This is a genomic window from Pseudomonas sp. MWU16-30316, assembly GCF_020515645.1.
In the GTDB taxonomy this organism is placed as follows: Bacteria; Pseudomonadota; Gammaproteobacteria; order Pseudomonadales; family Pseudomonadaceae; genus Aquipseudomonas; species Aquipseudomonas cerasi.
The window spans coordinates 259,501-286,368 of record NZ_JAIZAZ010000007.1; the positions used below are offsets into that span (position 1 = coordinate 259,501).

Sequence of the window (26,868 nt, forward strand, 5' to 3'; positions counted from 1 at the left end):
GTCAGTCTTTACCACCATTGACCGGAGTGCACGGGCATGACGCCGCTCATGTTGATGGTCGTGGCCGGTGCGGGCATCGCACTGCTGTTGTTTCTGGTGCTCAAGTACAAATTCCAGCCCTTCGTCGCCCTGATGCTGGTCAGCATTATCGTGGCGCTGGTCGCCGGTGTTAAACCGGCCGATCTGGTTGCCACCATCGAAGGTGGCATGGGCAAGACGCTCGGCCATATCGCGATCATCATCGCGCTGGGCGCGATGATCGGGCGTATCATCGAGCTGTCCGGCGGGGCCGAAGCACTGGCCAAGACCCTGATCAACCGCTTCGGCAACAAGCGCACGCCTCTGGCGCTGACCGTTGCGGGTTTCATGGTCGGTATTCCGGTGTTCTTCGAGGTCGGCGTGATCATCCTCATGCCGCTGGCTTACGGTGTGGCGCGTGCGGCACGCAAGCCGCTGCTGATTTTCGCGCTGCCGATGTGCGCCGCACTGCTCGCCGTGCATGCGTTTCTGCCGCCGCACCCTGGCGCTGTTGCCGCCGCCAGCCAGTTGGGCGCGGACCTGGGCCGGGTGCTGATGCTGGGTATTCCGATCGTTGCCGTGCTGTGCATGATTGGCTACTTCGTCGCGGGCCGCATGACCCGCAAGACCTACCCGATGACCGATGACATCCGCGCCGAAGTCTATGGCCCGCACGTCACCAACGAAGACCTGGAAGCCTGGGCCCGTAACGATTATTCCGCTGCGCGCGAAGCGACCGAAACCCGAACAATGGGCGTCGAAGAAAGCGCCAGCAGCTTGGCAAGCAAGCTGCCGCCTGCGCCCGCACCGGGTTTCGGACTGATCATCGCGCTGATCCTGCTGCCGATCGTGCTGATTCTGATGGGCACACTGGCCACCACCATGCTGCCAGCCACGTCCACGCTGCGCGCAGTGCTGACCGTACTGGGTGCCCCCTTGGTTGCGCTGCTGATCGATACCCTGCTGTGCGCCTGGCTGCTGGGCTCACGTCGCGGCTGGAGCCGTACTCAGGTGTCCGATGTGATCGGCTCGGCCTTGCCGGGTGTGGCGATGGTGATCCTGATTGCCGGCGCCGGTGGCGTATTCGGCAAGGTGCTGGTCGACACCGGCATTGGTGCCGTGGTCTCCGAGGCGCTGCGCAACACCGGTCTGCCGGTACTCGCGCTGGGCTTCCTGCTGACCCTCCTGCTGCGCGCCGTCCAGGGCTCGACCACCGTTGCACTGGTCACTACTGCAGGCATTCTCAGCCCGCTGATCGCCACACTGGACCTGAGCGCCAACCACCTGGCCCTGCTGTGTCTGGCCATGGGCGGTGGCGGTCTGGCCATGTCGCACATCAACGATGCCGGTTACTGGATGTTCACCAAGCTGGCGGGCCTCAACGTCGCCGACGGCTTGCGCACCTGGACCGTACTGGTCACGCTGCTCGGCACACTGGGCTTCGTGATCACCCTGCTGCTTTGGCCATTCGTCTGACCCTTTGAAGACTGGAGTTAACATGCCTCGTTTTGCCGCCAACCTCAGCATGCTGTACCCGCAGCATGACTTTCTTGAGCGCTTCGCCGCAGCCGCTGCCGATGGTTTCGGCGCGGTCGAGTACCTGTTCCCTTACGCCTACGGCACTCAGGAACTCAAGCAGCGCCTGAGCGACAACGGTCTGGTCCAGGCGCTGTTCAACGCTCCGCCGGGCGACTGGGAGGCAGGCGAGCGAGGCATTGCAACGCTGCCGGGCCGTGAAGCGGAATTTCGCAGCGGTATCGAGCAGGCGTTGGAATATGCGCAGGTGCTGGGCAATGACCGAGTGCATGTCATGGCTGGCTTGCTGGCCGATGAAAGCTTGCGTGAGCGTCATCAGGCGGTCTATCTGGAAAACCTCGCGTTCGCAGCTGAGCAAGCCAAGGGCGCAGGGGTCACGATTCTGATCGAGCCGATCAACACCCGCGACATGCCGGGCTTCTTCCTCAACCGTCAGGATCAGGCACAGGACATCTGCAAGCTGGTGGGTGCCGACAACCTGAAAGTGCAGTTCGACTGCTACCACTGCCAGATCGTCGAAGGTGACCTGACCAGCAAGCTGCGTCGCGACTTTGCAGGCATTGGTCATATTCAGATCGCCGGGGTACCGGATCGCCATGAGCCGGACCTGGGTGAACTGAACTACGAGCACCTGTTCAACGTCATCGACGAACTGGGCTACAGCGGCTGGATCGGCTGCGAATACCGTCCGAAAGGCGATACCAGCGTGGGTCTGGCGTGGTTGCGCGAGTTACAAGCCAGGGGCTGAAACCAGCAGGATGGACGACGCGGAGCGTCGTGAACGGCATTCCCACGCGGAGCGTGAGGAACGATCATTCTGTAACTGTCGTGCCCGGGAAAACACTATCGTGCGACGCTCCGCGTCGCATGCCGTTCTGGACGCTCCGCGTCCGATCTTGAAGAGGTATCAGTCCTCTACGTCGAACTGGTCCTTGATGTAGCGGATTTCAGTCCGCCCATGCGGCGCAGGCTGACCGTCTTCGTCGAGGTTGACGAAGACAATCTTGTCGACGGTCAGAATGCTCTTGCGGGTGATCTTGTTGCGCACCTGGCATTTGAGGGTGATCGAGGTACGACCGAAATCCGTGGCGGTGATGCCCAGTTCGATGATGTCGCCCTGACGCGAGGCACTGACGAAGTTGATTTCAGAGATGTACTTGGTGACCACCCGCTGATTACCCAGTTGAACGATCGCGTAGATCGCCGCCTCTTCATCGATCCAGCGCAGCAGGCTGCCGCCGAACAACGTGCCGTTGGGGTTGAGGTCTTCGGGCTTTACCCACTTGCGGGTGTGGAAATTCATGTTCACTCCTGAGCGTTTGGCCGATGGATAGCTGCATGATGGCAGAGCCGGCGACCCGCGCCCATGCCTGCGTGATAGCGACTGTGCATCGACCCTATTACAGACAGATGGCAATTGGATGGCCTTTAAACCGACAGAAAGCCTTGGGTAGAATCGCGAGCACCGCTATACTGCCAAACGTTTCAAAACGGTCATCTACGCTTGATACCGTTCCCGCCACCTGTCCGAGGGGCGCTGCAGCAGGTTTTCCCTGTCAGGCTCGGATGGGGCGTTGTTTGCCAGGACGATCCTCGACCGGCAAACCTTAAACGCACAACGGCGCCCATTCGCATTTTTATGGAATGGAGACTCTCAATGAGTGCTGTAATGACGCCCGCAGAATTCAATGACTACAAGGTTGCCGATATTTCCCTGGCCGCCTGGGGTCGCCGCGAAACCATCATCGCCGAATCCGAAATGCCTGCCCTGATGGGTCTGCGTCGCAAATACGCTGGTGATCAGCCGCTGAAAGGCGCGAAGATTCTCGGCTGCATCCACATGACCATTCAGACCGCCGTACTGATCGAAACCCTGGTTGCCCTGGGTGCCGAAGTTCGCTGGTCGTCGTGCAACATTTTCTCCACTCAGGACCAGGCTGCTGCGGCCATCGCTGCTGCCGGCATTCCTGTGTTCGCCTGGAAAGGCGAAACCGAAGAAGAATACGAGTGGTGCATCGAGCAGACCATCCTCAAGGATGGCCAGCCATGGGACGCCAACATGATCCTCGACGATGGCGGCGACCTGACCGAGATCATCCACAAGAAATACCCGGCGATGCTGGACAAGATCCACGGCGTCACCGAAGAAACCACCACTGGCGTTCACCGCCTGCTGGACATGCTGGCCAAGGGTGAGCTGAAAATCCCGGCCATCAACGTCAATGACTCGGTGACCAAGAGCAAGAACGACAACAAGTACGGCTGCCGTCACAGCCTGAACGACGCCATCAAGCGCGGCACCGACCACTTGCTGTCCGGCAAGCAGGCGCTGGTGATCGGCTACGGTGACGTGGGCAAGGGCTCGGCCCAGTCCCTGCGTCAGGAAGGCATGATCGTCAAAGTGACCGAAGTCGACCCGATCTGCGCCATGCAGGCCTGCATGGACGGTTTCGAGCTGGTTTCGCCGTTCATCGACGGTGAGAACGACGGCACCGAAGCGAGCATCGACAAGGCACTGTTGGGCAAGATCGACCTGATCGTGACCACCACCGGTAACGTCAACGTTTGCGACTCCAACATGCTCAAGGCGCTGAAAAAGCGCGCTGTGGTGTGCAACATCGGTCACTTCGACAACGAAATCGACACCGCTTTCATGCGCAAGAACTGGGCATGGGAAGAAGTGAAGCCACAGGTTCACAAGATCCATCGTACCGGCCCAGGCTCGTTCGACGCACAGAACGACGACTACCTGATCCTGCTGGCCGAAGGCCGTCTGGTAAACCTGGGTAACGCCACTGGCCACCCAAGCCGCATCATGGATGGCTCGTTCGCCAACCAGGTTCTGGCGCAGATCTTCCTCTTCGAGCAGAAGTACGCCGACCTGGCACCGGCCAAGAAAGCCGAGCGTCTGACCGTTGAAGTGCTGCCGAAGAAACTCGACGAAGAAGTGGCCCTGGAAATGGTCCGCGGCTTCGGCGGCGTTGTGACCAAGCTGACCAAGACCCAGGCCGATTACATCGGCGTGACCGTCGAAGGTCCGTTCAAGCCGCACGCGTATCGCTACTGATTGAGCAGGCTCGGTCCGCCTCTTACGCAGAAGCGGATCGAGCGTGATCAGCCATCACCGGCAGCACTCGCTGCCCCGGTGATGCTCAGTATCTGAAGGCCGTTCCGGCCTTTTCGCGAACAAGTTCGCTCCTACGACGAGATCGGCTCCATGTCTCAAGAACGCCGCTTCAGCTTCGAGTTCTTTCCTACCAAGACCGACGCTGGACATGAAAAGCTGCTGACCGTTGCTCGTCAGCTCGCTACGTACAACCCCGATTTTTTCTCCTGCACTTATGGTGCCGGTGGCTCGACCCGCGACCGCACGCTCAATACCGTGCTGCAGCTGGAAAACGAGATCAAAGTCCCTGCTGCACCGCATTTGTCCTGCGTGGGCGACAGCAAGGACGACCTGCGCAACCTGTTGGCGCAGTACAAGGATGCGGGCATCAAACGCATCGTGGCACTGCGCGGCGACCTGCCTTCCGGCATGGGCATGGCCAGCGGTGAGCTGCGTCACGCCAATGACCTGGTGAGCTTCATTCGCCAGGAAAGCGGCAGCCATTTCCACATCGAAGTCGCCGCCTACCCGGAAATGCATCCGCAGGCGCGCAATTTCGAAGACGACCTCAAGCACTTCGTCAACAAGGCCAACGCCGGCGCCGACAGTGCGATCACGCAGTACTTCTTCAACGCCGACAGCTATTTCAACTTCGTCGAGCGGGTCGAGAAGATGGGCGTCAGCATTCCGATCGTGCCGGGCATCATGCCGATCACCAACTACAGCAAGCTGGCGCGTTTCTCGGATGCCTGCGGTGCGGAAATCCCGCGCTGGATCCGCAAACAGCTGGAAGCCTACGGCGATGACGTGCAAAGCATCCAGGCGTTTGGCGAAGAAGTCATCACGCAGATGTGCGAACGACTGCTGCAAGGCGGCGCCCCCGGCCTGCATTTCTACACGCTGAACCAGGCAGAACCGAGCCTGGCGGTGTGGAACAACCTGCAACTGCCACGCTGAATACGGCTGCGGCACCGCGGTCCGACCGGTAATTTCCGGGGGATCGCGGCCTCATACACCGTTGGGCAGCAGGAAAGCGGCGTATTGCGCTCGCTCTGTTATACTCCAGCCTTCCCGCCAGGCTTACGCCCGGACGCCCGGTCTTGCAATCGTCATCCGTTCACGCCAACAGCGCAATTTTCATCAAGCGCAGACGTCACGGAATGCACTGAAGACCCGGCAGGACCGGACGGGATCGCGTTGTCTTTACACGCCATTCGCGCCAGGCAAGACATCCCTTGAGCTTAAGCTCCAACAGAACAGGATTACTCATGTCCTTTGCTTCCCTCGGTCTCTCCGAGGCTTTAGTCCGCGCCATCGAGGCAGCGGGCTATACCCAGCCTACCCCCGTGCAACAGCGGGCCATTCCCGCCGTGTTGCAAGGTCGCGACCTGATGGTTGCGGCACAGACCGGTACTGGTAAAACCGGTGGTTTCGCCCTCCCTATTCTGGAGCGGCTGTTTCCCAATGGTGTTCCGGACAAATCCCAGCGTCACGGCCCGCGTCAACCACGCGTTCTGGTCCTGACCCCGACCCGCGAACTGGCCGCACAGGTGCACGAGAGCTTCAAGCTCTATGCCCGCGACCTGAAATTCGTCAGCGCCTGCATCTTCGGCGGCGTCGGCATGAACCCTCAGGTTCAGGCCATGTCCCGTGGTGTGGACGTCCTGGTGGCCTGCCCTGGCCGCCTGCTTGACCTGGCCGGTCAAGGCAGTGTCGACCTGTCCCACGTCGAAATCCTGGTGCTCGATGAAGCAGACCGGATGCTCGACATGGGCTTCGTGCATGACGTCAAGAAGGTCCTCGCGCGGCTGCCGGCCAAGCGCCAGAACCTGCTGTTCTCGGCTACTTTCTCCAATGACATCACGTCGTTGGCCGGCAAGCTGCTGCACAACCCAGAGCGCATCGAAGTCACGCCGCCGAACACCACGGTCGAGCGTATCGAGCAACGGGTTTTCCGCCTGGCAGCCAACCACAAGCGTTCGCTGCTCGCGCATTTGATCACTGTCGGCGCCTGGGAACAGGTGCTGGTCTTCACCCGCACCAAGCACGGTGCCAACCGTCTGGCCGAGTACCTGGACAAGCACGGCCTCGCGGCTGTCGCGATCCACGGCAACAAGAGCCAGAACGCCCGTACCAAGGCTCTGGCCGACTTCAAGGCGGGTGATGTACGCATCATGGTTGCGACCGATATCGCCGCACGCGGCCTGGATATCGACCAGCTGCCGCATGTCGTCAACTTCGAGCTGCCAAACGTCGATGAAGACTACGTTCACCGTATCGGTCGTACCGGCCGGGCCGGTCGTTCGGGTGAAGCCATTTCGCTGGTTGCGCCGGACGAAGAGAAGCTGCTCAAAAGCATTGAGCGGATGACCAAGCAGAAGATCGCCGACGGCGACCTGATGGGCTTCGACATCACAGCAGTCGAGGCTGAGAAGCCGGAAGTGCGTGAGCGTCCGGATGTTCGCAACTCGCGTGGCGCACGCCCTGCACGTGGCGATGGTGACAAGAACAACGGTGGTCGTCGCGACAAGGGCAAGGATAAAGGCAAGGAAAAACCTGCCGCTGCATCCGCTACTGGCGAACGCCCTGCAAGGCAGCCACGCGAAAAAAAACCTCGTGAGGGCACGCCTCGCAGCGAACAGCGTGCATCGCAACCCGCCATACCGCGTCCGGCAGCCGATCGTGCGCCAGACGAGTTTCGCGACGACGAAGTAGACAACTTCGGCAATCGCGCTGACTACGTCAGTCCTTATCAGGGCAAAGTTCAGAACCGTGGTCGTCGCCCTGCTGCCGCGCCTGGTGCAGCCGCACCGGCCGCTGGCGGCGCAGCTCGCCCGGCCAACCAGGGTCGTCCTGCCGGTAGCGCTCGTAACGGCTCCGGCAGCGGCGCACCAAAGCGCAACGGCTCGGGTTCATCGGCACCACGCTCGCGTGATGGTCAGCCACGTGGCCGTCGCCCGGCACGTGAAGACCAGCCTTTGCCACGTGAAGGTCAGGAGCCAGCCGCACGCGCACCACGCGACGGCCAGCCTCAGCCGAAGATCGTGCACAAGGAATCCAAGATCGACCGTTTCCCGTCTGCCGAGCAACTGGACCAGTTGCCGAGCCGCCCACGCGGTGAAAAACCGGCCCTGCTGACCCGCAACCGCGACAGCTGACAGCCACGCAACACTAAAAACGCCCCGACCTGTTCGGGGCGTTTTTGTTTGTGGGCCCGGAGGATGTTGATCATCGCTCCCACGCTCCGCGTGGTAGCGCAGCCCTGGACGCTCCGCGTCCGATCTTAAGCGGGTGGCGCAGCGCCGATCTGTGACGCAGAGCGTCACGAAATGCATGCCAACGCGGAGCATTGGCACGATAGTCATCTCAGGAAGTTTCATCGCACCCACAAAAACGCCGACCCAAGGGTCGGCGTTCTGTCGATCAAGCGTGTAATTACTTCTTCTGTACGCCTTCGAAGCTGATGTCCAGATCCAGCGTCTGCGACGTCGGACCTGGGCCCTTGATGCCGAAGTCGTTCAGGTTCAGCGTCGAAGTACCGTTGAAGCCGGCACGGTAGCCGCCCCACGGATCCTTGCCTTCGCCGTTGAAGGTTGCCTTGATGACGATTGGCTTGGTCACGCCGTGCAGGGTCAGGTCGCCAGTGACGTCAGCCGTTTTCTCGCCAGTCGATTTGACTGCGGTGGAAACGAATTTGGCTTCCGGGTATTTGGCAACGTCCAGGAAATCCTTGCTGGAGATGTGCTTGTCGCGCTCGGCGTGGTTGGTGAACAGGCTGGCGGTTTTCAGCTCGACATTGATTTTGCTGGCTTCAGGCTTGGCAGCGTCGAAGCTGAACGTGCCGTCCCAGTCCTTGAAGGTACCGTGAATGAAGCTGTAGCCCAGGTGGCTGATCTTGAAGTCAACGAATGCGTGTTGACCTTCCTTGTCGATAACGTAGTCGGCGGCCATGGCCTGGCCAGCAGACAACAGTGCGGTACCCAGAGCCAGAGCGGCGAGAGACTTCTTCAACATGCTTTTATTCCCGTTTTGGTTGAACAATCAATTACGACCCAGCATGCGCTTGAGGGTCACATCGCGATCGATGAAGTGGTGTTTCAATGCAGCAAGACCATGGAGCCCCGCGAATATCACGATGACCCAGGCCAGATACAGGTGAATCCAGCCCGCCGTTTCTGCCTGATCAGGAAGGCCCGACACCAGCGCGGGCACATCGAACAGGCCGAATACCGGAATTCCCACGCCGTCGGCGGTGGAAATGAGATACCCGGCGAACATCACGGCAAACAGTGCGACGTACAAAAACAGATGGCCGAATGCAGCACCGATGCGCGTCAACTTACTGTAGCTGGTCAACGGCGGCGGTGGCGGACTGAGCAGACGCCAGACCACGCGGATCAGCATGATCGCAAACAGCGTGATGCCGATGCTCTTGTGCAGATCAGGGCCCGCCTTGCGCCACGTATCGTAGTAATCCAGCCCGACCATCCACAGCCCCAGCGCAAACATTCCAAACACGACAGCAGCCACACCCCAGTGCAGCACCATGCTGACCAGACCGTAGCGAGAGGATGAATTACGTAGCTGCATTACCAGTACCTTGTCAGAAGTGTTACCAGACTAGCTTTTTATCTATCGAATGAAAGCGCAAAATTTCGCTCGGACGTATCGAACAATACGATAAGTCTGGTGGGCAGTTCGTACCTCGATTCTGTTGCTTCCCTCAACACCTGAACCACTGTTCAGCCGTGTCAGGCTGTCCGCGCTGCAGCAGCATCCCGATAATTTGCCGTCAGTAACACTTTGCAATGACCATCGGCCTTTCGATGCCGATGAACGGCACCATCAGGCCTGAGCACAGGGATAGAACGAATCGAGCACGCATAAAAAAAGGGATGCGGTATGAACCGCATCCCTTTCAGTCAGCCATCGGACGGTCAGTTATTGGCGTCTGCAGGCGCTGCTTCAGCAGGGGTCTTGGCGGGAGCCGGTTTGCTCTGAGCCTTTTTCGCGGCCTCTTTTTTGGCCGCTTCCTTCTTCGCAGCCTCTTTTTTGGCCGCTTCCTTCTTCGCAGCCTCTTTTTTGGCCGCTTCCTTCTTCGCAGCCTCTTTTTTAGCCGCTTCTTTCCTGGCCGCTTCCTTGCTCTGCACTTTCTTCGCAGGCTCGGCCTTGGTCGCCGGCTTCTTCGCTGGCTCGGCTTTTACCGGTGGCGTGGCAGGCTGGACAACCGGCGCAACCACGGGTGCCGGAGCGGCAGCCGGTGCAGGCGCTGGAGCAGGCTCTACAGCCTTCTCTGCCGGAGCAGGGGCCGGGGCCGGTGCTTCACCACCACCGAACAGGCGCGAGAAGAAGCCTGGCTTGTCAGCCTGCGGCTTGGCGGGCTCGGCCGGCTTGTCGGAGGAACCACCGAACAGATTGCTGAAGAAATTGCCTTCGGACTTCTGCGAAGCCGGGGCCGGTGCTTTCGGCGGTGCAACCTTGACCGGTTCGAACGACTTGCCAGCGGCCAGATCCTGCACCTGACCGGCTGCACGCTGACCACTGCGCAGGGCGCCTTCCAGAGTGCCGGGGTACAAGGTGTCGGTGTGCTCGCCAGCAAAGGCTACACGCAGAATCGGCCGTTCCCACAGACGCCAGTATTTGCTGATCTGACCGGGGCCGAACGCCAGGTAAGAACCGCCAGTGGACGGATCGACGCTGTAGCGGCGGATTTCATAGCCGGTGTACGCACCGCGTGCTTCAGGATAGAACGCATGCAGACGGATCAGCACCTGATCGACCATCTGCTTGTCACCGAAAGCCTGCATGATGCGCGCGTTGTCGCCCGACAGGTTGATCACCACGTTGGCGCCACCTTTAAGCGCCGGCTCTACCCACAACATTCCCAGACCGGTGTTACTGAACACTTCACCGGACATGCGCGCCTTGCTGTCCCAGACCGGGGTCTTGAACTTGAGCATGATCTGGTCGCGCCAGCCGTAGTTGGTGCTCTTGATCGCGCCCATGTGCTGAGCGTCCAGTGCAGGTGTCATCTGGATCTTGCCCAGCGAACGCAACGGCACGGCCATGACCACGTAATCCGCCGTATAGTTGGTCGCGCCAGCCTTGACGGTGACCTTGTCCTTCTCCTGGACGACTGCCGTCACCGGCGAGTTGGTCTTGACGGTCTTGAGTTGCTTGACGAACGCCTGGGTCAGCACCGCACTGCCTCCGGGCAGGCGCGCAGCACGCAAGTCACGCTCGTCAACCGAGCGATAAACCCGCGATTGCTGGGCGAGGTACAGCAACGACAGGCGCGAAGGCTCGTCGTAGCGGGTACGGATCTGCTGATTGATCAACTGACGCGCCGTAGCAGGCAGGTTAAGACGGTCCAGCCAGTTGGCGACGTTGATCTGGTCCAGCGCAAACAGCGTGCTGTTGGACGCCGGGTTTTCCGGGTCGTCAACCGAACGCGCGAGGTTGTCCAGCGTGTCGTTGTAGCGCTTGATGGCTTCGGCGGTCGCCGGCTGTTTGACGGCCAGGTCAGCCTGGGTGAAGTACACGCCGTCGATCAGGTAGCTGGGCGTGCGCACGAATTCAGGCGCGGGCACGGTCGTCAGCTTGAAGCTGTCCAGGTAACGGTTCAGCACAGGCTGAGCCTTGGTGTTGCCGATCCACTCGCTGGTCGCCAGACCGGAGCGTCCACCCAGACTCGGCTTGGCTTCCAGCACCGTCACCTGCCAGCCTTTGGCCTGCAGTTCATAGGCGGCAGTCAAACCTGCCAGACCACCACCGACGACAATGGCGGTTCGTTGTTTTTCATCGGCGAGCGTCGAAACGCTGACCAACCCTGCCACTATCAGCGCACAGGCGCGCAGCCAACCAGAAAGCATTCGGCGAACTCCAGAAAACATAGGGAAGATAGGGCAAGTCAGCCCGACACATCGACTCGCTGCGCAGGATACGCGAGCCATCAAATAGCCGCCAGCAATGTCCATCGCCCGTTAAAACTGCATCAAAGGTTGTTCCGCAGCCGGGCATTGCATAGGCTTGCGCGATTGTTCGTCCTCGCATCAGGCGAGTCGCTACCCGGAGATTGAAAATGGGCCTCAATGACCAGTGGATGCAGCGTGACCTGAAGGTCCTGTGGCACCCCTGCACCCAGATGAAAGACCACGAAAATCTGCCGTTGATACCGATCAAGCGTGGTGAAGGCGTATGGCTTGAAGACTTCGAGGGCAAGCGTTATCTGGACGCTGTCAGCTCTTGGTGGGTCAACGTTTTCGGACACGCCAACCCGCGCATCAATCAGCGCATCAAGGATCAGGTCGACCAGCTGGAGCATGTGATCCTCGCCGGCTTCAGCCATCAGCCAGTGATCGAACTGTCCGAACGGCTGGTCAAACTCACGCCCGAGGGCCTGACCCGCTGCTTCTACGCCGATAACGGCTCGTCTTGCATCGAAGTCGCGCTGAAAATGAGCTTTCATTACTGGCTCAATCGCGGCCAGCCGGACAAGAAACGCTTCGTCACCCTAACCAACAGCTACCACGGCGAGACCATGGCGGCGATGTCGGTCGGTGACGTACCGCTGTTCACCGAAACCTACAAGGCGTTGCTGCTCGATACCATCAAAGTGCCGAGCCCCGATTGCTACCACCGCCCGGACGGCATGAGCTGGGAAGAGCATTCGCGCAACATGTTCGTCGCCATGGAGCAGACCCTTGCCGAACACCACGCCAGCGTTGCGGCGGTGATCGTCGAACCGCTGATCCAGGGCGCGGGCGGCATGCGCATGTATCACCCGATCTACCTCAAGCTGCTGCGCGACGCCTGCGACCGCTATGGCGTGCACCTGATCCACGATGAAATCGCTGTCGGTTTCGGCCGTACCGGGACCATGTTCGCCTGCGAACAGGCCGGCATCCGTCCGGATTTCCTGTGCCTGTCCAAGGCACTGACCGGTGGCTACCTGCCGCTGGCGGCCTGCCTGACCACCGATGATGTGTACGACGCGTTCTACGACGACTACCCGACCCTGCGTGCGTTCCTGCACTCGCACAGCTACACCGGCAACCCGCTGGCCTGTGCGGCGGCGCTGGCGACCCTGGATATCTTCGAGCAGGACAACGTCATCGAAAACAATAAGGCCCTGGCGCAACGCATGGCGACGGCCACCGCGCACCTGGCCGATCATCCGCATGTCGCGGAAGTGCGTCAGACCGGCATGGCCATCGCCATCGAAATGGTTCAGGACAAGGCGAGCAAAACCGCCTACCCGTGGCAGGAACGCCGCGGCATGAAAGTCTTCCAGCATGCGCTGGAGCGTGGCGCACTGCTGCGGCCACTGGGCAGCGTGGTGTATTTCCTGCCGCCCTATGTGATTACGCCGGAGCAAATCGACTTCCTCGCCGAAGTGGCCAGCGAAGGCATTGATATCGCAACACGTAGCAGCGTCAGCGTTGCCGTGCGCGAGAACTTTCATCCGGACTTCAGGGATCCGGGTTAAAGGCTGGAATTAAATGCAGCCGGACTGGCGCCTTCGCGAGCAAGCTCGCTCCCACTGGCGGGGGCCTGTCCGGGCGACCTTCATTTGCTCGCGAATGCGTCATCACAAAACGAACACCAGAACCGAGACACACCATGAGACTGTCCCGCTTTTTTACTGAAACGCCGCTGAGTCTGGGCGAGCATGAACTGCCTGAGGCCCAGGCGCATTACATCAGCCGCGTGCTGCGCATGACCGAAGGTGACGCGCTGCAACTGTTCGACGGTTCGGGCCAGGAGTTTCGCGGCACCTTGCTGGAAGTCGGCAAGAAGCGCGTGCATGTGCAGCTCACCGAAAGCTTTGCCGGGCAGCAAGAGTCAGGCCTGCGCATTCATCTCGGTCAGGGCCTGTCGCGCGGCGAGCGGATGGACTGGGCCATTCAAAAGGCCACCGAACTGGGCGTCAGCGAAATTACGCCGATTGTCAGCGAACGCTGCGAGGTGCGCCTGAAGGACGAACGTGCCGAGAAGCGTCAGGCGCATTGGCAGCAGATCGCAATCAGCGCCTGCGAGCAATGTGGCCGCTCCGTGGTGCCGGTGATTCATGCGCCGATGCCGCTGGCCGAGTGGATCAAGCACACCGAGGCCGACCTGAAACTGGTCCTGCACCCGGTGGCTGAACCTCTGACCAGTCATGACAAGCCTGCCAGCCTGGCCTTTCTGATTGGTCCGGAAGGCGGTCTGAACGATGCGGAAGTCGATCAGGCGCAAGACGCCGGCTTCCACGCCGCACGCCTCGGCCCGCGCGTGCTGCGCACGGAAACCGCTCCTGTGGTCGCGCTCAGCGTGGCGCAACAGCTGTGGGGCGATTTTTGATCATTTGATGCGTCCTCAAACGCGCTGCACGCTCAGAATCAGACACCGGCTCGCTCCCACAAGGATTTGCATTTACCCAGCCATTGAGGCCTGAACCTGGCCACTTTCACAGCACATAAAAACAAATCGCCACGAAGTGCATCAAACTGCCGCCGATGACGAACAGGTGCCAGATACCGTGAAAGTGGCGGATCTGGTCGTAGGCGAAGAACAGGATGCCGACGGTGTACAGCACGCCGCCTCCGGCCAGCCAGATGAACCCCGACACACCGAGTGCAGCCAGCAGTGGCTTGACGGCCACCAGCACGATCCAGCCCATCACGGCGTAGATCACGATGGACATGATTCGCGCTTCGGAGCGCGGTTTTATCTCTTGCAGGATGCCGATCAGCGCCAGCCCCCAGACAATTCCGAACAGGGTCCAGCCCCATGCGCCGCGCAATGTCACCAGACAGAACGGGGTGTAGCTGCCGGCAATCATCAGGTAGATCGAAAAGTGGTCGACCTTCTGCATGATCGATTTCGAGCGTCCCTTGACGCTGTGGTAGACCGTCGAGACGCTGTACAGCGTCACCAGACACGCACCATAGATGGCCATGCTGACCACTTTCCAGACATCGCCATGCAGGCTGGCCATGACCAATAGCCAGATCGCACCGACGGCTGCCAGCACAGCGCCGACCAAGTGCGACCAGGCATTGAATTTTTCTCCGTAGTACATCCGCTCGATACCCTCTTGTGGCGAAAACACTGGAAACAGAGACTCCGGGTTATTGAAACAAACCGCAACACCCATGTCAGTGACGGATATTTTAAGCAGCTATCGACGCATGAGTTGTGCACAATCAGCGCACCTCAACCATAAGCGCCACGACATGCAGATCGATGACGAACTGACGCTCAAGAAACTGGAAATATTCCTGGCCTTCATGCGCACCGGCAATCTGGCACGTGCAGCGGAGGAGCTGCAGACCAGTAACGTCAGCGTGCACCGCGCCATTCATTCGCTGGAAAGTGCGTTGCGTTGCCCGCTGTTCAAGCATGAGGGCCGCAACCTGACGCCGCTGGAAAGCGCTTATATACTTGAAGAGCGTGCGCAGAAGCTGGTCCAGGACGTGCTCGCCACGGTGGAACTGACCCGTCAGGCGGCAGGCTTCTCAGCGGCGCGGTTTCGCCTGGGGGCGTTGTATTCGCTGACCGTCAAGACCGTGCCGCAGTTGATCATGGGCCTGAAGATCCGCCGCAGCGAGCTGAATATCGACCTGATTCTGGGCTCGAACATGGACCTGCTGTACAAGCTCAAGAACATGGAAGTCGATGCGATGCTGGTGTCACTGGATGAGAGCACCAACGACCCGGACTGCGAGCATCTGGCGCTGTTTTCCGACGACATCTTTCTCGCCGTCCCCACCGACTCACCGTTCGCCGAACACCCTGAAGTGGACCTGGGCGATCTGCGCGAAGCGACGTTCATCACCCTGACCCAAGGCTTTGCCACGCACCGCGACGGGATCCGCGTGTTCCGGCAGGCCGGTTTCGAGCCCAAGGTGGCGATGCAGGTCAATGACATCTTCACCCTGCTGAGCATGGTCAGCTCCGGCGTCGGCTATGCACTGCTGCCGGGAAGAATCGCCGCGGTCTATGAAAACCGCGTGCGCCTGATCCCGTTGCAGAGCCGCTACCGGATGCAGCAACACATCGGCATTGTTTTTCTCAAGTCCAAACAGCGCGATCCCAACCTGCTCGCGCTGTTGGCCGAGTGCCGGATGTACACCAACCGGCTGCTGGAACAGATGACCTGACCTAGGCTCTGTAAGAAAAGTCGGCGAACGAAGCATCACCGAGCGCAGCCACTTTTAGTACACAGCCTAGCCGACGATGGCGCGCACGATGAAGTACAGCACCGATGGCCCGAGCAGGCAGCCCAGACCGGTGTGGAACGTAGCGGTCAGCGCACCATAAGGCACCAGACGCCGGTCGGTTGCCGCCAGCCCTGCGGTAACGCCGCTGACAGTACCCGCCAGACCACCGAAAACCATCGCCGAGCGCGGATTGTCCAGCCCCATCCAGCGCGCCGCCATGGGCGTGCCGACCATCACCAGAATCGCCTTGATCAGGCCGGTGGCAATCGACAGCGCCATCACATCGGAGGTGGCACCCAGCGCAGCACCGGTCACCGGGCCGACAATGTAGGTCACCGCCCCGGCACCGATAGTGGTCATGCTGATCGCGTCTCGATAACCGAACAACCAGGCAATGCTCGCGCCGACGATAAACGGCAGAATCGTGCCCAGCAGCAAGGCGATGGCGCCGATCAGCCCGGCCTTGCGCGCTTCGGTGGCCTGCACTTCAAAAGCCGTCGCCACGATAGCGAAGTCACGCAGCATCGCCCCGCCCATCAGGCCGATACCGGAAAACAGCGTGATATCCGCCAGCCCTTTCTGGCCGCCGGTCAAGGTGCCGCCGACCCAGGCCAGAATCAGCCCGATGACGATCGCAATGGCCGAACCATGCACCCGGCCGAACGTCAGGCGTTTGGACAGCACCACAGACACCCACATGATGATGCCGACGAAGGCGAATGCGGTGATCAGGCCGTTGTGTTCAAGTCCCTTCTCGATGAGATCCCACATATCAGCGACCTCCAGCCGGGGCGATTTCAGGCGTCAGCAGCGGCTCTTCCTTGGGTAACGGCTCGCCGCGATTGGTACGACTGATCACTGCGATGGTGCAGGCACACAGCACCACCGAACCCACAGCGGCCAACACCGCCACCGGCCCGCCCTTGAGTGCGGTTACAACGTTTTGTTGTGCGGCCATCGCCACCACCACCGGGATGTACAGAGCGCCCCAGAAACCCACGCCCATTTCGCAGTCCTTGCTCATGCCGCCGTGTTTTTCCATCCACAGGCGCGCGCAGATCAACAGGATCATGGCGATCCCGACCCCGCCCACATTGGATTTCACGCCCAGCAGAACGCCGAGCATATCGCCGAGAATCACGCCCGCAAGCGTGCAAATGGCCAGTAGTGCAACACCATAGATAATCATTGTTGTTATTCCTCTGTTTGCATTGCTGAAGTTGTTGTTTTTGTCCTTCGTAGCAGCTGCACGGCGGCTCTATGGGGTGCGGCGACCCTCCTCGCGCGACAGCGCAACCAGGCTGTCCAGGCGCGCAGCCTGAAAAGCCAGCGCGGTGCCCTGCTGGAATACTTTGCGCGCCAGCCCGGTCAGCACGCTGCCGGGCGGCAATTCGATGTGCAGGCGCACACCCCGCTCCCAGGCGGTTTCCACGGTGCTGCGCCAGTCGATGACCCGACACATGTTGAACGCCAGGTCGTCACGCAGCTTCTCGGCATTGCGCACAGGTCGCGCCGTGCTGCCGCTCAGGTAACGTATGGTGGGTGCCTTTAGCGCGACCCTTGAAAAGGCCTCGGCCAGTTGTTGCGCGGGAGCGTCCAGCAAGGCGCAATGTGACGGCACGCTGACCGCAAGACGCTTGACCGCTGCCGCTCCGGCAGCCTTGGCCAGTTGACCGACCTGATGCATCGCCTCGGTACTGCCGGAGATCACCATCTGGTTGTCGGCGTTGATATTGGCGAGAAATACCGGTGCCTTCGCGCTGTGTACCTGCGCGATCAGCGCTTCTACCTGCGTCTGGTCCAGACCGATGAGCGCGGTCATGCCGTAACCCTGCGGCCAGGCGCTTTGCATCAGCTCGCCACGCAGCGCGACCAGGCGCACGGCGTCGTCAAAAGCCAGCGCTCCCGAAATCACTGCTGCCGGATAAGCGCCGATGGACAGCCCTGCCAGGTAGTCCGGCACACACTCACGCGCCTGCAGCACGCGCGCGCATGCGACGCCAGCGATCAGCAGGCAAAGCTGAACGGCACGGGTGGCTTGCAGTGCCTCGGCAGTGTCCAGCGCCAGCACGTCTTCGCCCAGCGCATCGGCGGCTTCCTGCAGGCAATCGCGCACCACGGCCTCGTCCGGCAACTGATGCAGCATGCCGGCTTGCTGGGCGCCCTGGCCGGGAAATACCCACAGGCTGCTCATGCGCACACCTGCCCCAGGTGCCATGGGTCTGCAACCAACCGCGCGCCGCTGGCGGTCTTGAGCAGCACCCGCCCCGTTGGCCGCGCCCACTCACGCAGCGCCACGGCACCGTGTTCAAGTTGCAGCTGAACGTCGACCCGACAGACCGAGGTTTCCAGCGCCTCGACCAGCTCGGCGGCGCAGCGGCGACTTAGGCGCCCCGGGGTGCGCAGAATCAGGTCCAGATCGCTGTCCTGATGCAACGCCGCAATACCGCTGGCCAGCTCGAATCCGGCACTGCCGCCGACGCCCCAGTCCAGCTCCAGCGCCTCCATGACCGGACGGATCTGGCGCAACGCCTGCAACGCCGGCCATTGCTGAAGGCTCTCGGTCGGGGCTTCGATCAACTGCTCGGGCATGACCCTTCGGCAGACGTCGGCCAACGGCATGCTTGCGGCATAGCGTTGCTCCCGACCGCGACCGCGCAAGCCCACCGCCACCTGCCCGGCGGGCATTGCCTGACGCCGGACCACCACCGGTTGCCCGGCCAGCACGGCCTCGACCGCCCATTTGGGCGCGTCGTCCGGCAACGCAGACAGCGGCATGCCCCACAACAAATCATGGGGCAGCACTGCGCCAGTGTTGCTGATCACCATTGCGCCCGCAGCAACTGACGCACATTGGCCGACGCCGCACGGTTGCTCGCACCCAGCCGGCTGCTCAGATCGACGCCGCGGGCCTGCACGTCCTTGATCGCACTGCTCAGCACGTTGCGCACCTGAATCAGGTCATCTGCAGCGGGCTGTTCGATCTGGCTGACCGCCAGGGTTTCCCACAGCAGACCGAGACTGGCGTAACTGTCGATGTCGTAAGCCATCGGCGGGATGCTGGCGGCGAGCTTTTCCAGGTCCTCGACGCTGCGCAGGGTTACGCGGGCTGCCGAGGCTTTGCCCATAGCATGCACCATCACGCCGGGATCACGCAGCGCGATCAATCGATTGGCCTGATAGCCGTGGGCCAGGAATGCGCCGGACATCGCTTTGCCCACCAATAGACCGATCACCGGATGTCCCGCCAGACGCGCTCGCGCGTAACTGTCCACAGCTCCGGCCAATGCCTGATGGATACCGAGCGCCTCCTCGCGACGCCCGTAGGCCTGGCTCGGCACGTCGACGATGGCAATCAATGCACGTTTTTCGGCGCGGTCGCGATCCTGCTCGATGGCCTCGTCCACCGCCTTGGCCAGGCCCCAGCCTTCCAGCAGGCCGACTTCACCCTGACGCGCCCGGGGAAAGCGGTTGTCGGTATCGGCAATCACTGCAACAAAACGCACCGCCTGCTCGCCGAGAAAACCGTCGGCGACCTTGAGTGAGGCAGGCAGGCCAGTGACCTCACGGGCGCCTGCGCTCAAGGCGTTGAACCAGTTCAAACCCCGCTGTGAATGACTCATGACCGGGCTCCTTGATAGAGGGTACGAACGCTTTGCGGATCAATTTGCGGCTCAGTGTCCAGGCTGGCCAGTCGCTGCAGGAACAGTGGGTACTGACTGCTGCGATGCGTGTCGGGCACGCCCTGTTTGAGCCAGCCGCTGACCTGCTGGCGGACATCGGCGACATCATCGGCAGCAAAACCATCCACCAGAGCGCTGGCAAAGCGTTGCTCGCCACCGGTCAGGCTCCAGATGAACGGACGGTCACGGGAGTCGTATTCTTCGATGCCGGCTTCCTGCTCGATCACCTGCGGACCGTTCAGGCCCAGACGTGCTTCCTGGGTCACCAGCAGGTAACTGCACAGCCCTGCGGCGATGGACATCCCGCCAAAGCAGCCGACGCTGCCTGCCACCACACCGATCACCGGCTGGTACTGACGCAGATCGACTATCGCGGCATGAATCTCGGCAATCGCGGCCAGGCCCAGATTGGCTTCCTGCAAACGCACACCACCGGTTTCCAGCAGCAAGATAGCAGCGGTGGGAATGCCGTTTCGGTTGTCTTCGGCAGCCAGTTCCAGCGCGCCGGCCATTTTCGCGCCGCCGACTTCGCCCATGCTGCCGCCCTGAAACGAGCCTTCGATGGCGGCGATGACCACTGGCCGACCATCGACAGTGCCTTTGGCGACCACCACGCCGTCATCCGCCTGAGGCACCACGCCCTGCATGGCCAGCCACGGCGACATGACCCGATCGAACGGCCCCAGCAGTTCGCGGAAGCTGCCTGCATCCAGCAAGGCGCGGGCGCGCTGTCGGGCACCCAATTCGATGAAACTGTGCTGATTCAGCAAACGTGCGCTATCAGTCATGACCGATCTCCTCGAAGCCTTGCTCCAGGCGCAAACGCACGACGCCGGGCGTCGCGCCGAAGTCATGAATATCGATGCTCAGCGCAGGCGGGGTCTGCCCCTCGAACATGCGCTCGAACAGGTGTTGCCAGCGCAGCGAGGCACCGTTGACCGACGTCACCACCTGAATCGACAAGGTGCCCGGTTTACCGGGTTCCAGCAGCACCTCCAGATCACCGGAGCCCACCACCCCCACCAGCGCACGGCCCTTGGGCGGCTGTCCGGCAGGAAATTCAAAAGACAGGGTTTCCATTTCAGGCACTCCTCGAAACAGGGCCGAGCGCAGGCTCAAGACCATCGATGAACAGGCAGGCAGCCAGCAGATCCGCCGCGCCACCGGGCGAAGCATTGAGGGCCAGCAAGTGCTGATCAAGCTCGTTCAGTGCGCGGCGGCCCGCCAGACTGGCGCTGCCTCCGGCGTCCAGCACGCGCTGTGCCCCGTGCTGCATGGCATTCAGCCCTTCGATGCCGGCGCGATGCAGCACACAGGTGTCGTCCAGCGTAGTCATGATCGCCAACAGCGCATCCAACCGGGCGTTCTGCTCGCCGCTGCCTGCCGCACGGCTGCGTTGCAGTTGTGGCAAGGCGAACAGCCTGACCGCCGGGAACCCTTGCTGCGCCTGCTCTCTGGCGCCCATGACGCCGTAACGACGAACTACCTGATCACCGTGGCTATTCTGCGTGAGCACCTGGCGGTCCTTGATCTGGGCCAAAGCGGCAGCGCGCGCGCAGATGGCATCGGGCGCACAATCCCGAGCCTCCAGCGCGGCAGCGGTCACCAGCAGACCCAGCGCCCAGATCGCGCCGCGATGCGTATTCACCCCGCTGGTGGTGCGTAGCATGGTGGCTTCGCCTTCACGGCCAAGCCTGCCCAGTGCCTCACGCAATGGCCGGTCCACAACAGCGAACTGCGTGGCGGCGTCAGCCATCAACTTGAAAGTCGGCCACAATGACAACGCCGAGGAATGCATCAGCCCCAGGTGCAAATCGCTGTGCGCGCCGCTGCCACGCCGGTCCACCAGGGCCGGTTTGGGCGACAGGTCGGCTTCGTCGATCAAGGCGTCGACGGCCAGATCGGCCAGTCGTACTGCCAGCGAGGCCGATTGCGGTGCCAATTGAAGTGCGCTCATTACCAGCTCCTGAATTTGGCAGGCGGGTTGTAGAGGCCACCGGACCACTGAACCAGGTCGGCAATGCTCTTGGCGGCGAGCAGTTCACGACTGGCGTCGGTGCGGCGAATGCCGAGGTCTTCGGGCAGCGCGATCAGCCCTTCACGGCGCATGCGCGCGGTGTCCTTGGGGTTGTGGCGCAAACCGATCACAGTCACGCCCGCCACTGCCGCGATCATCGCCTGGCGTTCCTCAAGGCTGCGCGCCTTGTAGAGATAGGCGATGCCTTCTTCGGTCAGCAGGTGGGTCACGTCGTCGCCGTAGATCATGATCGGCGCCAGCGGCATGCCGCTTTTCTTCGCCACTTCGACCGCGTCCAGGGTTTCGACGAAGGTCGGTTTGCCGCCTTCCTGAAACGTTTCGACCATCTGCACCACCAACTTCTTGCCGCGCTCCAGGTAGGCAGCCGGGCCGTCATCGTGCTGCTGACGCATATCGAGCCAGGCGGGCGTGGCGTGACGCCGGCCGCGTGGGTCATGGCCCATGTTCGGCGCGCCGCCAAAGCCGGCCAGACGACCACGGGTGACTGTCGAGGAGTGCCCGTCGCCATCGACCTGCAGGGTTGCGCCGATGAACAGGTCCACGGCGTATTGCCCGGCCAGCTGGCAGAGCTGGCGGTTGGAACGCAGCGAGCCATCGCGTCCGGTGAAGAACACATCCGGGCGGGCAGCAATGTAGTTCTCCATGCCCAGCTCGGTGCCAAAACAATGCACGCTCTCGACCCAGCCGCTTTCGATGGCCGGGATCAGCGTCGGGTGCGGATTGAGTGTCCAGTTGCGGCAGATCTTGCCCTTCAGGCCCAGCGACTCGCCGTAGGTCGGCAGAATCAGCTCAATGGCGGCGGTATTGAAACCGATGCCGTGGTTCAGCGACTGGACATTGTGTTTCTCGTAGATGCCGCGAATCGCCATCATTGCCATCAGCACATGCACCGGCTTGATGTGGCGCGGATCGCGGGTGAACAGCGGCTCGATGTAGAACGGCTTGTCGGCCACCACCACAAAATCGACCCACGAGGCCGGGATATCCACCCGTGGCAGCTCGCTGACGTCATCGACCAGCTGATTGACCTGGACGATAACGATGCCGTCGCTGAATGCCGCCGGTTCGATGAGTGCGGGGGTGTCTTCGGTACTGGGCCCGGTGTAGATGTTGCCGGCGCGGTCGGCCATGAAGCCTGCCGCCAGCACCACGTTGGGGATGAGGTCCACCACCAGCCGTGAATAGAGTTCGATGTAGGTGTGGATCGCGCCGATTTCCAGCAGGCCGTCTTCCAGCAACTGACTGATGCGCAGGCTTTGCGTGCCGGCAAACGAGAAGTCCAGCTTGCGCGCGATGCCCTGTTCGAACAGGTCAAGGTGCTCGGCGCGGCCGACGCTCGGCATGATCATGTGCAGGTCATGCACCTTGCCCGGATCGACTTTGGCCAGCGCACGGGAGAGGAAGTCAGCCTGCTTCTGATTGTTGCCTTCAAGCACCACGCGGTCGCCGGAAACCAGCAGGGCCTCCAGCGCGGCGACGATATTGCCGGTCGGCAACACCACACCATCGGCCAACGTCCGCACTTGCTCCAGACGCCGCTGCTTCTCGCTGCGACGACGTGTCCAGCGTGCGTCGGGGGAAGTTGTTGTTGTCATGATCGCTCCACGATTTTGCTGTCGTCGGCCACCTTAGGAGCGATAGCGGTCGGGCATCAATCAAGCAGCGCGTCGAATCATTACGGCTGGAGTAACGATGGGGAAACGGACGTTTCGCCGGGTGCGTCGTCGCGCATGCAACATGCTCGAAACACCCGGCTGGTAATTGCGTAGGACCGGTCTTTAAAGGGCTCGGGGTGCTATCGGAATCCGTGTTTGCGCCTAGCCTTGAGGTTTTCCGTAACCCAGAGGCAGTAGCGCGATGTCATTTATAGTCAGGGAAGGCGATCTCACTACCACCGGCGGCTTCGTGCTGGCCGCATCGGCAAGTGAAGTCATCGAACTGCGTCGTGTGGCGCGCATGGGTGACCCGGTGTGGTGCCCGGCCTGCAGGCAGATTGGCTTCATCGCCCAGGGAAACCCCACCTACATCGACGAACTTGTGGCGGTCGCTACTCAGGGTCATGAGGTGCAGTGTGGCTGTGCACCCGGCAGCAACACGCTGACCACCTCGCAGGAGCACGTCCGGGCCGACATGGACGCGACCGTCGCCATCCCCGAAGAACTGGCCTCGACAGCGCGACTCTATGCCGAACATCTGGCGCGCTCATTGAGAGACGGCAGCTATACGCCCGAAGTACTCAGGCCTCTTTCGCAGCCATGTTGAGTTGCGAATCTCGTGCCCATGCTCCGTATTCAGCATACACATGCTTTGTGGGAGTGAGCTTGCTCACGAATGCGGTGGTTTAAACGCCCTGCTTTCGGGGTCTGTACAGGCCCCTTCGCGAGCAAGCCCGCTCCCACATGACTTGCGTTTCAACTGTAGCGCCAAGGCTCCGTATAGGTATGCCCATCACGGATGGGCGTTGGTCTCGAGCAAGTGATGCAGTTCCATGAACTGCTGCGTCAGTTTGTGCCGTGGGTCGAGGTGGATCAGCGGCAGGTTGGCCTGATGCGACTCGCGCATTTTTACCGAGGCGTTGAGATAGACCGGCAGCACCGGCAGGCCTTCGGCAATCAGTTCGTCGAGCATCTGCTGCGGCAGGCTGGCTCTGGGCTGGAACTGGTTGACGATGATGCCTTCAACCTGAAGACCTTCGTTGTGGTCCTCTTTCAACTCCTCGATCTCGCGCATCAACCCATACAGCGCCTGTCGCGAGAAGCTGTCGCAGTCGAAAGGGATCAGCACCCGATCAGAGGCGATCAACGCCGAAACCGCATAAAAATTCAGTGCTGGCGGCGTATCCAGATAGATACGCTCGTAATCTTCGCTCAACTCGTCGAGCAGTTTGCGCAGCTTGTTGATCTTGTGCTTGGCCTCGAGCTTGGGCTGCAGGTCAGCAAGCTCTGCAGTCGCCGTGATCACGTGCAGGTTGTCGAACGGTGTTTCGTAGATATCGACGTGGTTCTTTTTGGCGACCGGTGAGCCGGACAGCGTGTTCTTGAAGAACTCGGCAATCCCCATCGGAATGTCCTGACCGGTCAGGCCGGTGAGGTACTGAGTCGAGTTGGCCTGGGCATCGAGATCGATCAATAACGTCCGATAGCCTTCGTGAGCGCTGACTGCAGCCAGATTGCAGGCGATGCTCGATTTGCCGACACCGCCCTTCTGATTGAATACCACGCGACGCATGCTTTGGATTCCTTGAAAGATGAAGAAACAGCAGGAGTGGCCGATAACGACCGTAAGAGGAAATCGAGTCTAGACAGTGCATGTGACAACGGTGAGCTTAACGCAAAACAGTTGCTGGCCGGTTGTCATACAGAAAAACGACTTCAACCTTAAAATACACGCCTGTAAACGGTTTTTATGTAACAAATTTGCTAGTAATGAGCCCCATCAGGATAATGCGCGCACTCGGTCAATTACCGCACCCAGGCTGATATCGACCTGATATCGATGTAGCGAGAAACAAGCCCGCAGGGGCGGGAAGAGAAGCCTTGATCACCTTCAACATTGCACGATGGCAAGCCTGGGCGCCGGGCCTGGCGAGCGCGGAAGACTGGCAGCGATGGAGCCTCGATCCGACGCTGCTGGAAACCAGTGATGCAGCGCCAGACGTGTCTTTTCTTCCTGCGATGCAACGCCGCCGCCTGGGCCGCATGGCGAGAATGGCGTTTGCCGTCGGCTGGCCATTGACTGAAGGGCTGGAGCGCGTCCCGCTGGTGTTTGTCTCGCGCCACGGAGAAACCCCGAGGACCTTTGAAATCCTGCGTGATCTGGCCGCCAACGAGCCGCTTTCACCGACCCAGTTCAGCCTTTCAGTGCATAACGCCATCATTGGTCTGTGGTCGATCATGCGCGGTGAAACAAGTGAGATGACAGCCCTGGCCGCCACAGGCGACGGGCTGGAGTATGGAGCATTCGAGGCCGCAGCGTTGCTGGCCGAGGGAGCAGAAGCAGTATTGCTTGTGGTGACTGAAGAACAGCCGCCGCAAGCCTATGCCCAATGGATTGATGACGTGCCCTTTCCCTACGCGGTCGGCTTGCTGCTGACGCCGGGGAATGAGTGGCAACTGTCTCTGAACACCGATACGCAAGGCACCAAGCGCACTCAGTGGCCCCATGCCCTGAACCTGCTGCGGGCCTTGCACACTGATCAATCCGTCTGCCTGCACCCTTGGAATAACCGGTTATGGAACTGGCAACGCAGTCACTGAAAAAAGGTCGGGACGCCTATTACTGGCGTCTGCTGGCAACAGGCATCAGCTTTGCCCTGTTCGGGTTGAGCGGTTTATGCCTGCGGTTGTTCGTTTTTCCAGTATTGAGTTGCCTGCCTGGCAGTGTGGCCAGCCATCAGCGCCGCGCGCGGCGGACCATCAGCCGCCTGTTCTGGCTGTTCATCCGCATCATGGCGCGCATGCGGGTGCTGACTTATGACGTGCAAGGCGCCGAAAAGCTTGGTCGCCCAGGGCAGATGATCATCGCCAACCACCCGTCACTGATCGATGTCGTGTTTCTGATCGGGCTGGTGCGTGACGCCAACTGCGTGGTCAAACGCAGCCTGTGGGAGAACCCGTTCACCCGCGGCCCTGTGCGCTCCACCGGTTACATCAGCAACGACGGCAGCATGGACATGCTCGACGCCGCCGTAGAGCGCCTGCAAAGCGGCCAGACACTGATCATTTTTCCGGAAGGCACGCGCACCCAGCCAGGCCAGCCGCCTGTCTTTCACCGCGGCGCGGCCGCCATTGCGCTGCGTGGCGCAAGCGTCATCACCCCGGTGACGATCAAGGTCCAGCCGACCACCCTGACCAAGGCCGAGCCCTGGTATCGCATTCCGCAACGCCGCGTGCACTTCACTTTGCGCGTCGGTGCCGATATAGAACCAACCGCCTTCAGTGCGCTAGGCCCACCGCCCCTGGCGTCCCGCAAGCTCAACGATTACCTGCATGACTATTTCACCAAGGAGCTCGCCTCAGATGAGCGATCTGCACCAGGACATTAAATTGTTGATCATCGATGCCCTGGGCCTCGAAGACATCACCCCGGAAGATATCGGCAACGATATGACGCTGTTTGGCGAAGGACTGGGACTGGACTCGGTGGATGCGCTCGAATTGGGCCTGGCCATCCAGAAGCGTTATGGCATCAGGATCGATGCCGATGCAAAGGACACCCGTAACCATTTCGCCAGCGTCGACAGCCTTGCGGCCTTCGTCAGCGCCAGACAACCGGCCTGAGAAT

27 protein-coding genes and 1 riboswitch are annotated in these 26,868 nt (G+C 61.1%); of the genes, 12 read left to right on the forward strand and 15 right to left on the reverse strand.

The features are described from left to right. Positions 1–36 precede the first annotated feature (36 nt). The gene (locus tag LCH65_RS21390) at positions 37–1,494 is read left to right on the forward strand and encodes a GntP family transporter (protein ID WP_003432081.1); all 1,458 of its coding nucleotides are present in this window, start codon (positions 37–39) and stop codon (positions 1,492–1,494) included. Positions 1,495–1,516: 22 nt separating this feature from the next. Continuing rightward, positions 1,517–2,302 (forward strand): 2-oxo-tetronate isomerase, encoded by a 786-nt coding sequence (gene otnI / locus LCH65_RS21395; protein ID WP_054081277.1) that lies wholly within the window; start codon positions 1,517–1,519, stop codon positions 2,300–2,302. A gap of 159 nt (positions 2,303–2,461) precedes the next feature. Here otnI and LCH65_RS21400 read toward each other — a convergent pair whose 3' ends face one another. Next, positions 2,462–2,857 carry a hotdog domain-containing protein gene (locus LCH65_RS21400; protein ID WP_003316713.1) on the reverse strand — a complete coding sequence of 132 codons (396 nt, stop codon included), beginning with the start codon at positions 2,855–2,857 and terminating at the stop codon, positions 2,462–2,464. Between the two features lie 220 nt (positions 2,858–3,077). Further along, positions 3,078–3,188, forward strand: a riboswitch (S-adenosyl-L-homocysteine riboswitch). A 23-nt stretch (positions 3,189–3,211) separates the two neighbouring features. Between LCH65_RS21400 and ahcY the strand changes: the two genes are divergently transcribed. The 3 genes from ahcY (at position 3,212) to LCH65_RS21415 (ending at position 7,818) form a co-directional block, all read left to right on the forward strand. Further along, on the forward strand, positions 3,212–4,621 hold the full coding sequence (ahcY, locus tag LCH65_RS21405) for an adenosylhomocysteinase (protein ID WP_003366112.1): 1,410 nt from the start codon (positions 3,212–3,214) through the stop codon (positions 4,619–4,621). A 150-nt stretch (positions 4,622–4,771) separates the two neighbouring features. Continuing rightward, positions 4,772–5,617 carry a methylenetetrahydrofolate reductase [NAD(P)H] gene (gene metF, locus LCH65_RS21410; protein ID WP_003346344.1) on the forward strand — a complete coding sequence of 282 codons (846 nt, stop codon included), beginning with the start codon at positions 4,772–4,774 and terminating at the stop codon, positions 5,615–5,617. 311 nt (positions 5,618–5,928) lie between these two features. Continuing rightward, positions 5,929–7,818: a DEAD/DEAH box helicase gene (locus LCH65_RS21415; protein ID WP_226439780.1), complete on the forward strand. Its 1,890-nt coding sequence runs from the start codon at positions 5,929–5,931 to the stop codon at positions 7,816–7,818. A 277-nt stretch (positions 7,819–8,095) separates the two neighbouring features. On the opposite strand, the gene LCH65_RS21420 is transcribed toward LCH65_RS21415, so the two are convergent. From LCH65_RS21420 to LCH65_RS21430, 3 genes are all read right to left on the reverse strand, one after another. Continuing rightward, positions 8,096–8,674, reverse strand: a complete 579-nt coding sequence (locus tag LCH65_RS21420) for a YceI family protein (RefSeq protein ID WP_002551707.1) — start codon at positions 8,672–8,674, stop codon at positions 8,096–8,098. Positions 8,675–8,701: 27 nt separating this feature from the next. Continuing rightward, positions 8,702–9,250: a cytochrome b gene (locus tag LCH65_RS21425; RefSeq protein WP_002551706.1), complete on the reverse strand. Its 549-nt coding sequence runs from the start codon at positions 9,248–9,250 to the stop codon at positions 8,702–8,704. A gap of 347 nt (positions 9,251–9,597) precedes the next feature. Next, positions 9,598–11,532 carry a flavin monoamine oxidase family protein gene (locus LCH65_RS21430; RefSeq protein WP_226439781.1) on the reverse strand — a complete coding sequence of 645 codons (1,935 nt, stop codon included), beginning with the start codon at positions 11,530–11,532 and terminating at the stop codon, positions 9,598–9,600. 209 nt (positions 11,533–11,741) lie between these two features. Between LCH65_RS21430 and LCH65_RS21435 the strand changes: the two genes are divergently transcribed. Next, entirely contained in the window at positions 11,742–13,148 is a 1,407-nt protein-coding gene (locus LCH65_RS21435; RefSeq protein ID WP_044308700.1) for an adenosylmethionine--8-amino-7-oxononanoate transaminase, read from the forward strand. A gap of 134 nt (positions 13,149–13,282) precedes the next feature. Further along, on the forward strand, positions 13,283–14,002 hold the full coding sequence (locus LCH65_RS21440; RefSeq protein ID WP_003366101.1) for a 16S rRNA (uracil(1498)-N(3))-methyltransferase: 720 nt from the start codon (positions 13,283–13,285) through the stop codon (positions 14,000–14,002). A gap of 106 nt (positions 14,003–14,108) precedes the next feature. On the opposite strand, the gene LCH65_RS21445 is transcribed toward LCH65_RS21440, so the two are convergent. After that, a complete protein-coding gene (locus LCH65_RS21445) occupies positions 14,109–14,723 on the reverse strand; it encodes a hemolysin III family protein (RefSeq protein WP_003432091.1) in 615 nt (204 codons plus the stop codon). A gap of 154 nt (positions 14,724–14,877) precedes the next feature. On the opposite strand from LCH65_RS21445, the gene LCH65_RS21450 reads away from it, so the two are divergent. Further along, positions 14,878–15,804, forward strand: a complete 927-nt coding sequence (locus LCH65_RS21450) for a LysR substrate-binding domain-containing protein (RefSeq protein ID WP_003432093.1) — start codon at positions 14,878–14,880, stop codon at positions 15,802–15,804. A gap of 66 nt (positions 15,805–15,870) precedes the next feature. On the opposite strand, the gene madM is transcribed toward LCH65_RS21450, so the two are convergent. The 9 genes from madM to mdcA all read right to left on the reverse strand — a co-directional run bounded on the left by madM (position 15,871) and on the right by mdcA (position 23,180). Further along, positions 15,871–16,635, reverse strand: coding sequence for a malonate transporter subunit MadM (madM, locus tag LCH65_RS21455; RefSeq protein ID WP_003366094.1), 765 nt, complete (start codon positions 16,633–16,635; stop codon positions 15,871–15,873). Between the two features lies 1 nt (position 16,636). Further along, positions 16,637–17,053, reverse strand: a complete 417-nt coding sequence (madL, locus tag LCH65_RS21460) for a malonate transporter subunit MadL (RefSeq protein WP_003366092.1) — start codon at positions 17,051–17,053, stop codon at positions 16,637–16,639. 69 nt (positions 17,054–17,122) lie between these two features. Continuing rightward, positions 17,123–18,058, reverse strand: coding sequence for a malonate decarboxylase subunit epsilon (gene mdcH, locus LCH65_RS21465; RefSeq protein WP_003432095.1), 936 nt, complete (start codon positions 18,056–18,058; stop codon positions 17,123–17,125). Beyond that, the gene (locus tag LCH65_RS21470; RefSeq protein WP_003432096.1) at positions 18,055–18,693 is read right to left on the reverse strand and encodes a malonate decarboxylase holo-ACP synthase; all 639 of its coding nucleotides are present in this window, start codon (positions 18,691–18,693) and stop codon (positions 18,055–18,057) included. Before LCH65_RS21470 ends, mdcH begins: the two co-directional genes overlap by 4 nt. Continuing rightward, entirely contained in the window at positions 18,687–19,487 is an 801-nt protein-coding gene (gene mdcE, locus LCH65_RS21475) for a biotin-independent malonate decarboxylase subunit gamma (RefSeq protein ID WP_044308705.1), read from the reverse strand. Before mdcE ends, LCH65_RS21470 begins: the two co-directional genes overlap by 7 nt. Next, a complete protein-coding gene (locus tag LCH65_RS21480; RefSeq protein ID WP_054081272.1) occupies positions 19,484–20,335 on the reverse strand; it encodes a biotin-independent malonate decarboxylase subunit beta in 852 nt (283 codons plus the stop codon). Before LCH65_RS21480 ends, mdcE begins: the two co-directional genes overlap by 4 nt. Further along, entirely contained in the window at positions 20,328–20,627 is a 300-nt protein-coding gene (locus LCH65_RS21485) for a malonate decarboxylase subunit delta (RefSeq protein ID WP_003414308.1), read from the reverse strand. Before LCH65_RS21485 ends, LCH65_RS21480 begins: the two co-directional genes overlap by 8 nt. Position 20,628: 1 nt before the next feature. Next, positions 20,629–21,504, reverse strand: a complete 876-nt coding sequence (locus LCH65_RS21490) for a triphosphoribosyl-dephospho-CoA synthase (protein WP_003432101.1) — start codon at positions 21,502–21,504, stop codon at positions 20,629–20,631. Then, positions 21,504–23,180 carry a malonate decarboxylase subunit alpha gene (mdcA, locus tag LCH65_RS21495; protein ID WP_226439782.1) on the reverse strand — a complete coding sequence of 559 codons (1,677 nt, stop codon included), beginning with the start codon at positions 23,178–23,180 and terminating at the stop codon, positions 21,504–21,506. Before mdcA ends, LCH65_RS21490 begins: the two co-directional genes overlap by 1 nt. Positions 23,181–23,442: 262 nt before the next feature. Between mdcA and LCH65_RS21500 the strand changes: the two genes are divergently transcribed. Beyond that, complete coding sequence (locus tag LCH65_RS21500) at positions 23,443–23,847, forward strand: PAAR domain-containing protein (protein WP_003366077.1); 405 nt, start codon at positions 23,443–23,445, stop codon at positions 23,845–23,847. Between the two features lie 186 nt (positions 23,848–24,033). Here LCH65_RS21500 and LCH65_RS21505 read toward each other — a convergent pair whose 3' ends face one another. Then, entirely contained in the window at positions 24,034–24,813 is a 780-nt protein-coding gene (locus LCH65_RS21505) for a ParA family protein (protein ID WP_003366075.1), read from the reverse strand. Positions 24,814–25,121: 308 nt separating this feature from the next. On the opposite strand from LCH65_RS21505, the gene LCH65_RS21510 reads away from it, so the two are divergent. Genes LCH65_RS21510 through LCH65_RS21520 form a run of 3 tightly spaced genes read left to right on the forward strand, consistent with a single transcriptional unit; the run spans position 25,122 to position 26,864 of the window. Next, the gene (locus tag LCH65_RS21510; protein WP_003366073.1) at positions 25,122–25,841 is read left to right on the forward strand and encodes a beta-ketoacyl synthase chain length factor; all 720 of its coding nucleotides are present in this window, start codon (positions 25,122–25,124) and stop codon (positions 25,839–25,841) included. Beyond that, complete coding sequence (locus tag LCH65_RS21515) at positions 25,817–26,629, forward strand: 1-acyl-sn-glycerol-3-phosphate acyltransferase (protein WP_044308707.1); 813 nt, start codon at positions 25,817–25,819, stop codon at positions 26,627–26,629. The genes LCH65_RS21510 and LCH65_RS21515 overlap by 25 nt, the downstream gene beginning before the upstream one ends. Continuing rightward, a complete protein-coding gene (locus tag LCH65_RS21520; RefSeq protein WP_003316688.1) occupies positions 26,604–26,864 on the forward strand; it encodes a phosphopantetheine-binding protein in 261 nt (86 codons plus the stop codon). Before LCH65_RS21515 ends, LCH65_RS21520 begins: the two co-directional genes overlap by 26 nt. Positions 26,865–26,868 lie beyond the last annotated feature (4 nt).

What these genes read in the sequence shown, in the direction of transcription:
- LCH65_RS21390 (WP_003432081.1), top strand. Translation starts at nt 37, where the DNA reads ATGACGCCGCTCATGTTGATGGTCGTGGCCGGTGCGGGCATCGCACTG.
- otnI (WP_054081277.1), top strand. Translation starts at nt 1,517, where the DNA reads ATGCCTCGTTTTGCCGCCAACCTCAGCATGCTGTACCCGCAGCATGAC.
- LCH65_RS21400 (WP_003316713.1), bottom strand. Translation starts at nt 2,857, where the DNA reads ATGAATTTCCACACCCGCAAGTGGGTAAAGCCCGAAGACCTCAACCCC.
- ahcY (WP_003366112.1), top strand. Translation starts at nt 3,212, where the DNA reads ATGAGTGCTGTAATGACGCCCGCAGAATTCAATGACTACAAGGTTGCC.
- metF (WP_003346344.1), top strand. Translation starts at nt 4,772, where the DNA reads ATGTCTCAAGAACGCCGCTTCAGCTTCGAGTTCTTTCCTACCAAGACC.
- LCH65_RS21415 (WP_226439780.1), top strand. Translation starts at nt 5,929, where the DNA reads ATGTCCTTTGCTTCCCTCGGTCTCTCCGAGGCTTTAGTCCGCGCCATC.
- LCH65_RS21420 (WP_002551707.1), bottom strand. Translation starts at nt 8,674, where the DNA reads ATGTTGAAGAAGTCTCTCGCCGCTCTGGCTCTGGGTACCGCACTGTTG.
- LCH65_RS21425 (WP_002551706.1), bottom strand. Translation starts at nt 9,250, where the DNA reads ATGCAGCTACGTAATTCATCCTCTCGCTACGGTCTGGTCAGCATGGTG.
- LCH65_RS21430 (WP_226439781.1), bottom strand. Translation starts at nt 11,532, where the DNA reads ATGCTTTCTGGTTGGCTGCGCGCCTGTGCGCTGATAGTGGCAGGGTTG.
- LCH65_RS21435 (WP_044308700.1), top strand. Translation starts at nt 11,742, where the DNA reads ATGGGCCTCAATGACCAGTGGATGCAGCGTGACCTGAAGGTCCTGTGG.
- LCH65_RS21440 (WP_003366101.1), top strand. Translation starts at nt 13,283, where the DNA reads ATGAGACTGTCCCGCTTTTTTACTGAAACGCCGCTGAGTCTGGGCGAG.
- LCH65_RS21445 (WP_003432091.1), bottom strand. Translation starts at nt 14,723, where the DNA reads ATGTACTACGGAGAAAAATTCAATGCCTGGTCGCACTTGGTCGGCGCT.
- LCH65_RS21450 (WP_003432093.1), top strand. Translation starts at nt 14,878, where the DNA reads ATGCAGATCGATGACGAACTGACGCTCAAGAAACTGGAAATATTCCTG.
- madM (WP_003366094.1), bottom strand. Translation starts at nt 16,635, where the DNA reads ATGTGGGATCTCATCGAGAAGGGACTTGAACACAACGGCCTGATCACC.
- madL (WP_003366092.1), bottom strand. Translation starts at nt 17,053, where the DNA reads ATGATTATCTATGGTGTTGCACTACTGGCCATTTGCACGCTTGCGGGC.
- mdcH (WP_003432095.1), bottom strand. Translation starts at nt 18,058, where the DNA reads ATGAGCAGCCTGTGGGTATTTCCCGGCCAGGGCGCCCAGCAAGCCGGC.
- LCH65_RS21470 (WP_003432096.1), bottom strand. Translation starts at nt 18,693, where the DNA reads ATGGTGATCAGCAACACTGGCGCAGTGCTGCCCCATGATTTGTTGTGG.
- mdcE (WP_044308705.1), bottom strand. Translation starts at nt 19,487, where the DNA reads ATGAGTCATTCACAGCGGGGTTTGAACTGGTTCAACGCCTTGAGCGCA.
- LCH65_RS21480 (WP_054081272.1), bottom strand. Translation starts at nt 20,335, where the DNA reads ATGACTGATAGCGCACGTTTGCTGAATCAGCACAGTTTCATCGAATTG.
- LCH65_RS21485 (WP_003414308.1), bottom strand. Translation starts at nt 20,627, where the DNA reads ATGGAAACCCTGTCTTTTGAATTTCCTGCCGGACAGCCGCCCAAGGGC.
- LCH65_RS21490 (WP_003432101.1), bottom strand. Translation starts at nt 21,504, where the DNA reads ATGAGCGCACTTCAATTGGCACCGCAATCGGCCTCGCTGGCAGTACGA.
- mdcA (WP_226439782.1), bottom strand. Translation starts at nt 23,180, where the DNA reads ATGACAACAACAACTTCCCCCGACGCACGCTGGACACGTCGTCGCAGC.
- LCH65_RS21500 (WP_003366077.1), top strand. Translation starts at nt 23,443, where the DNA reads ATGTCATTTATAGTCAGGGAAGGCGATCTCACTACCACCGGCGGCTTC.
- LCH65_RS21505 (WP_003366075.1), bottom strand. Translation starts at nt 24,813, where the DNA reads ATGCGTCGCGTGGTATTCAATCAGAAGGGCGGTGTCGGCAAATCGAGC.
- LCH65_RS21515 (WP_044308707.1), top strand. Translation starts at nt 25,817, where the DNA reads ATGGAACTGGCAACGCAGTCACTGAAAAAAGGTCGGGACGCCTATTAC.
- LCH65_RS21520 (WP_003316688.1), top strand. Translation starts at nt 26,604, where the DNA reads ATGAGCGATCTGCACCAGGACATTAAATTGTTGATCATCGATGCCCTG.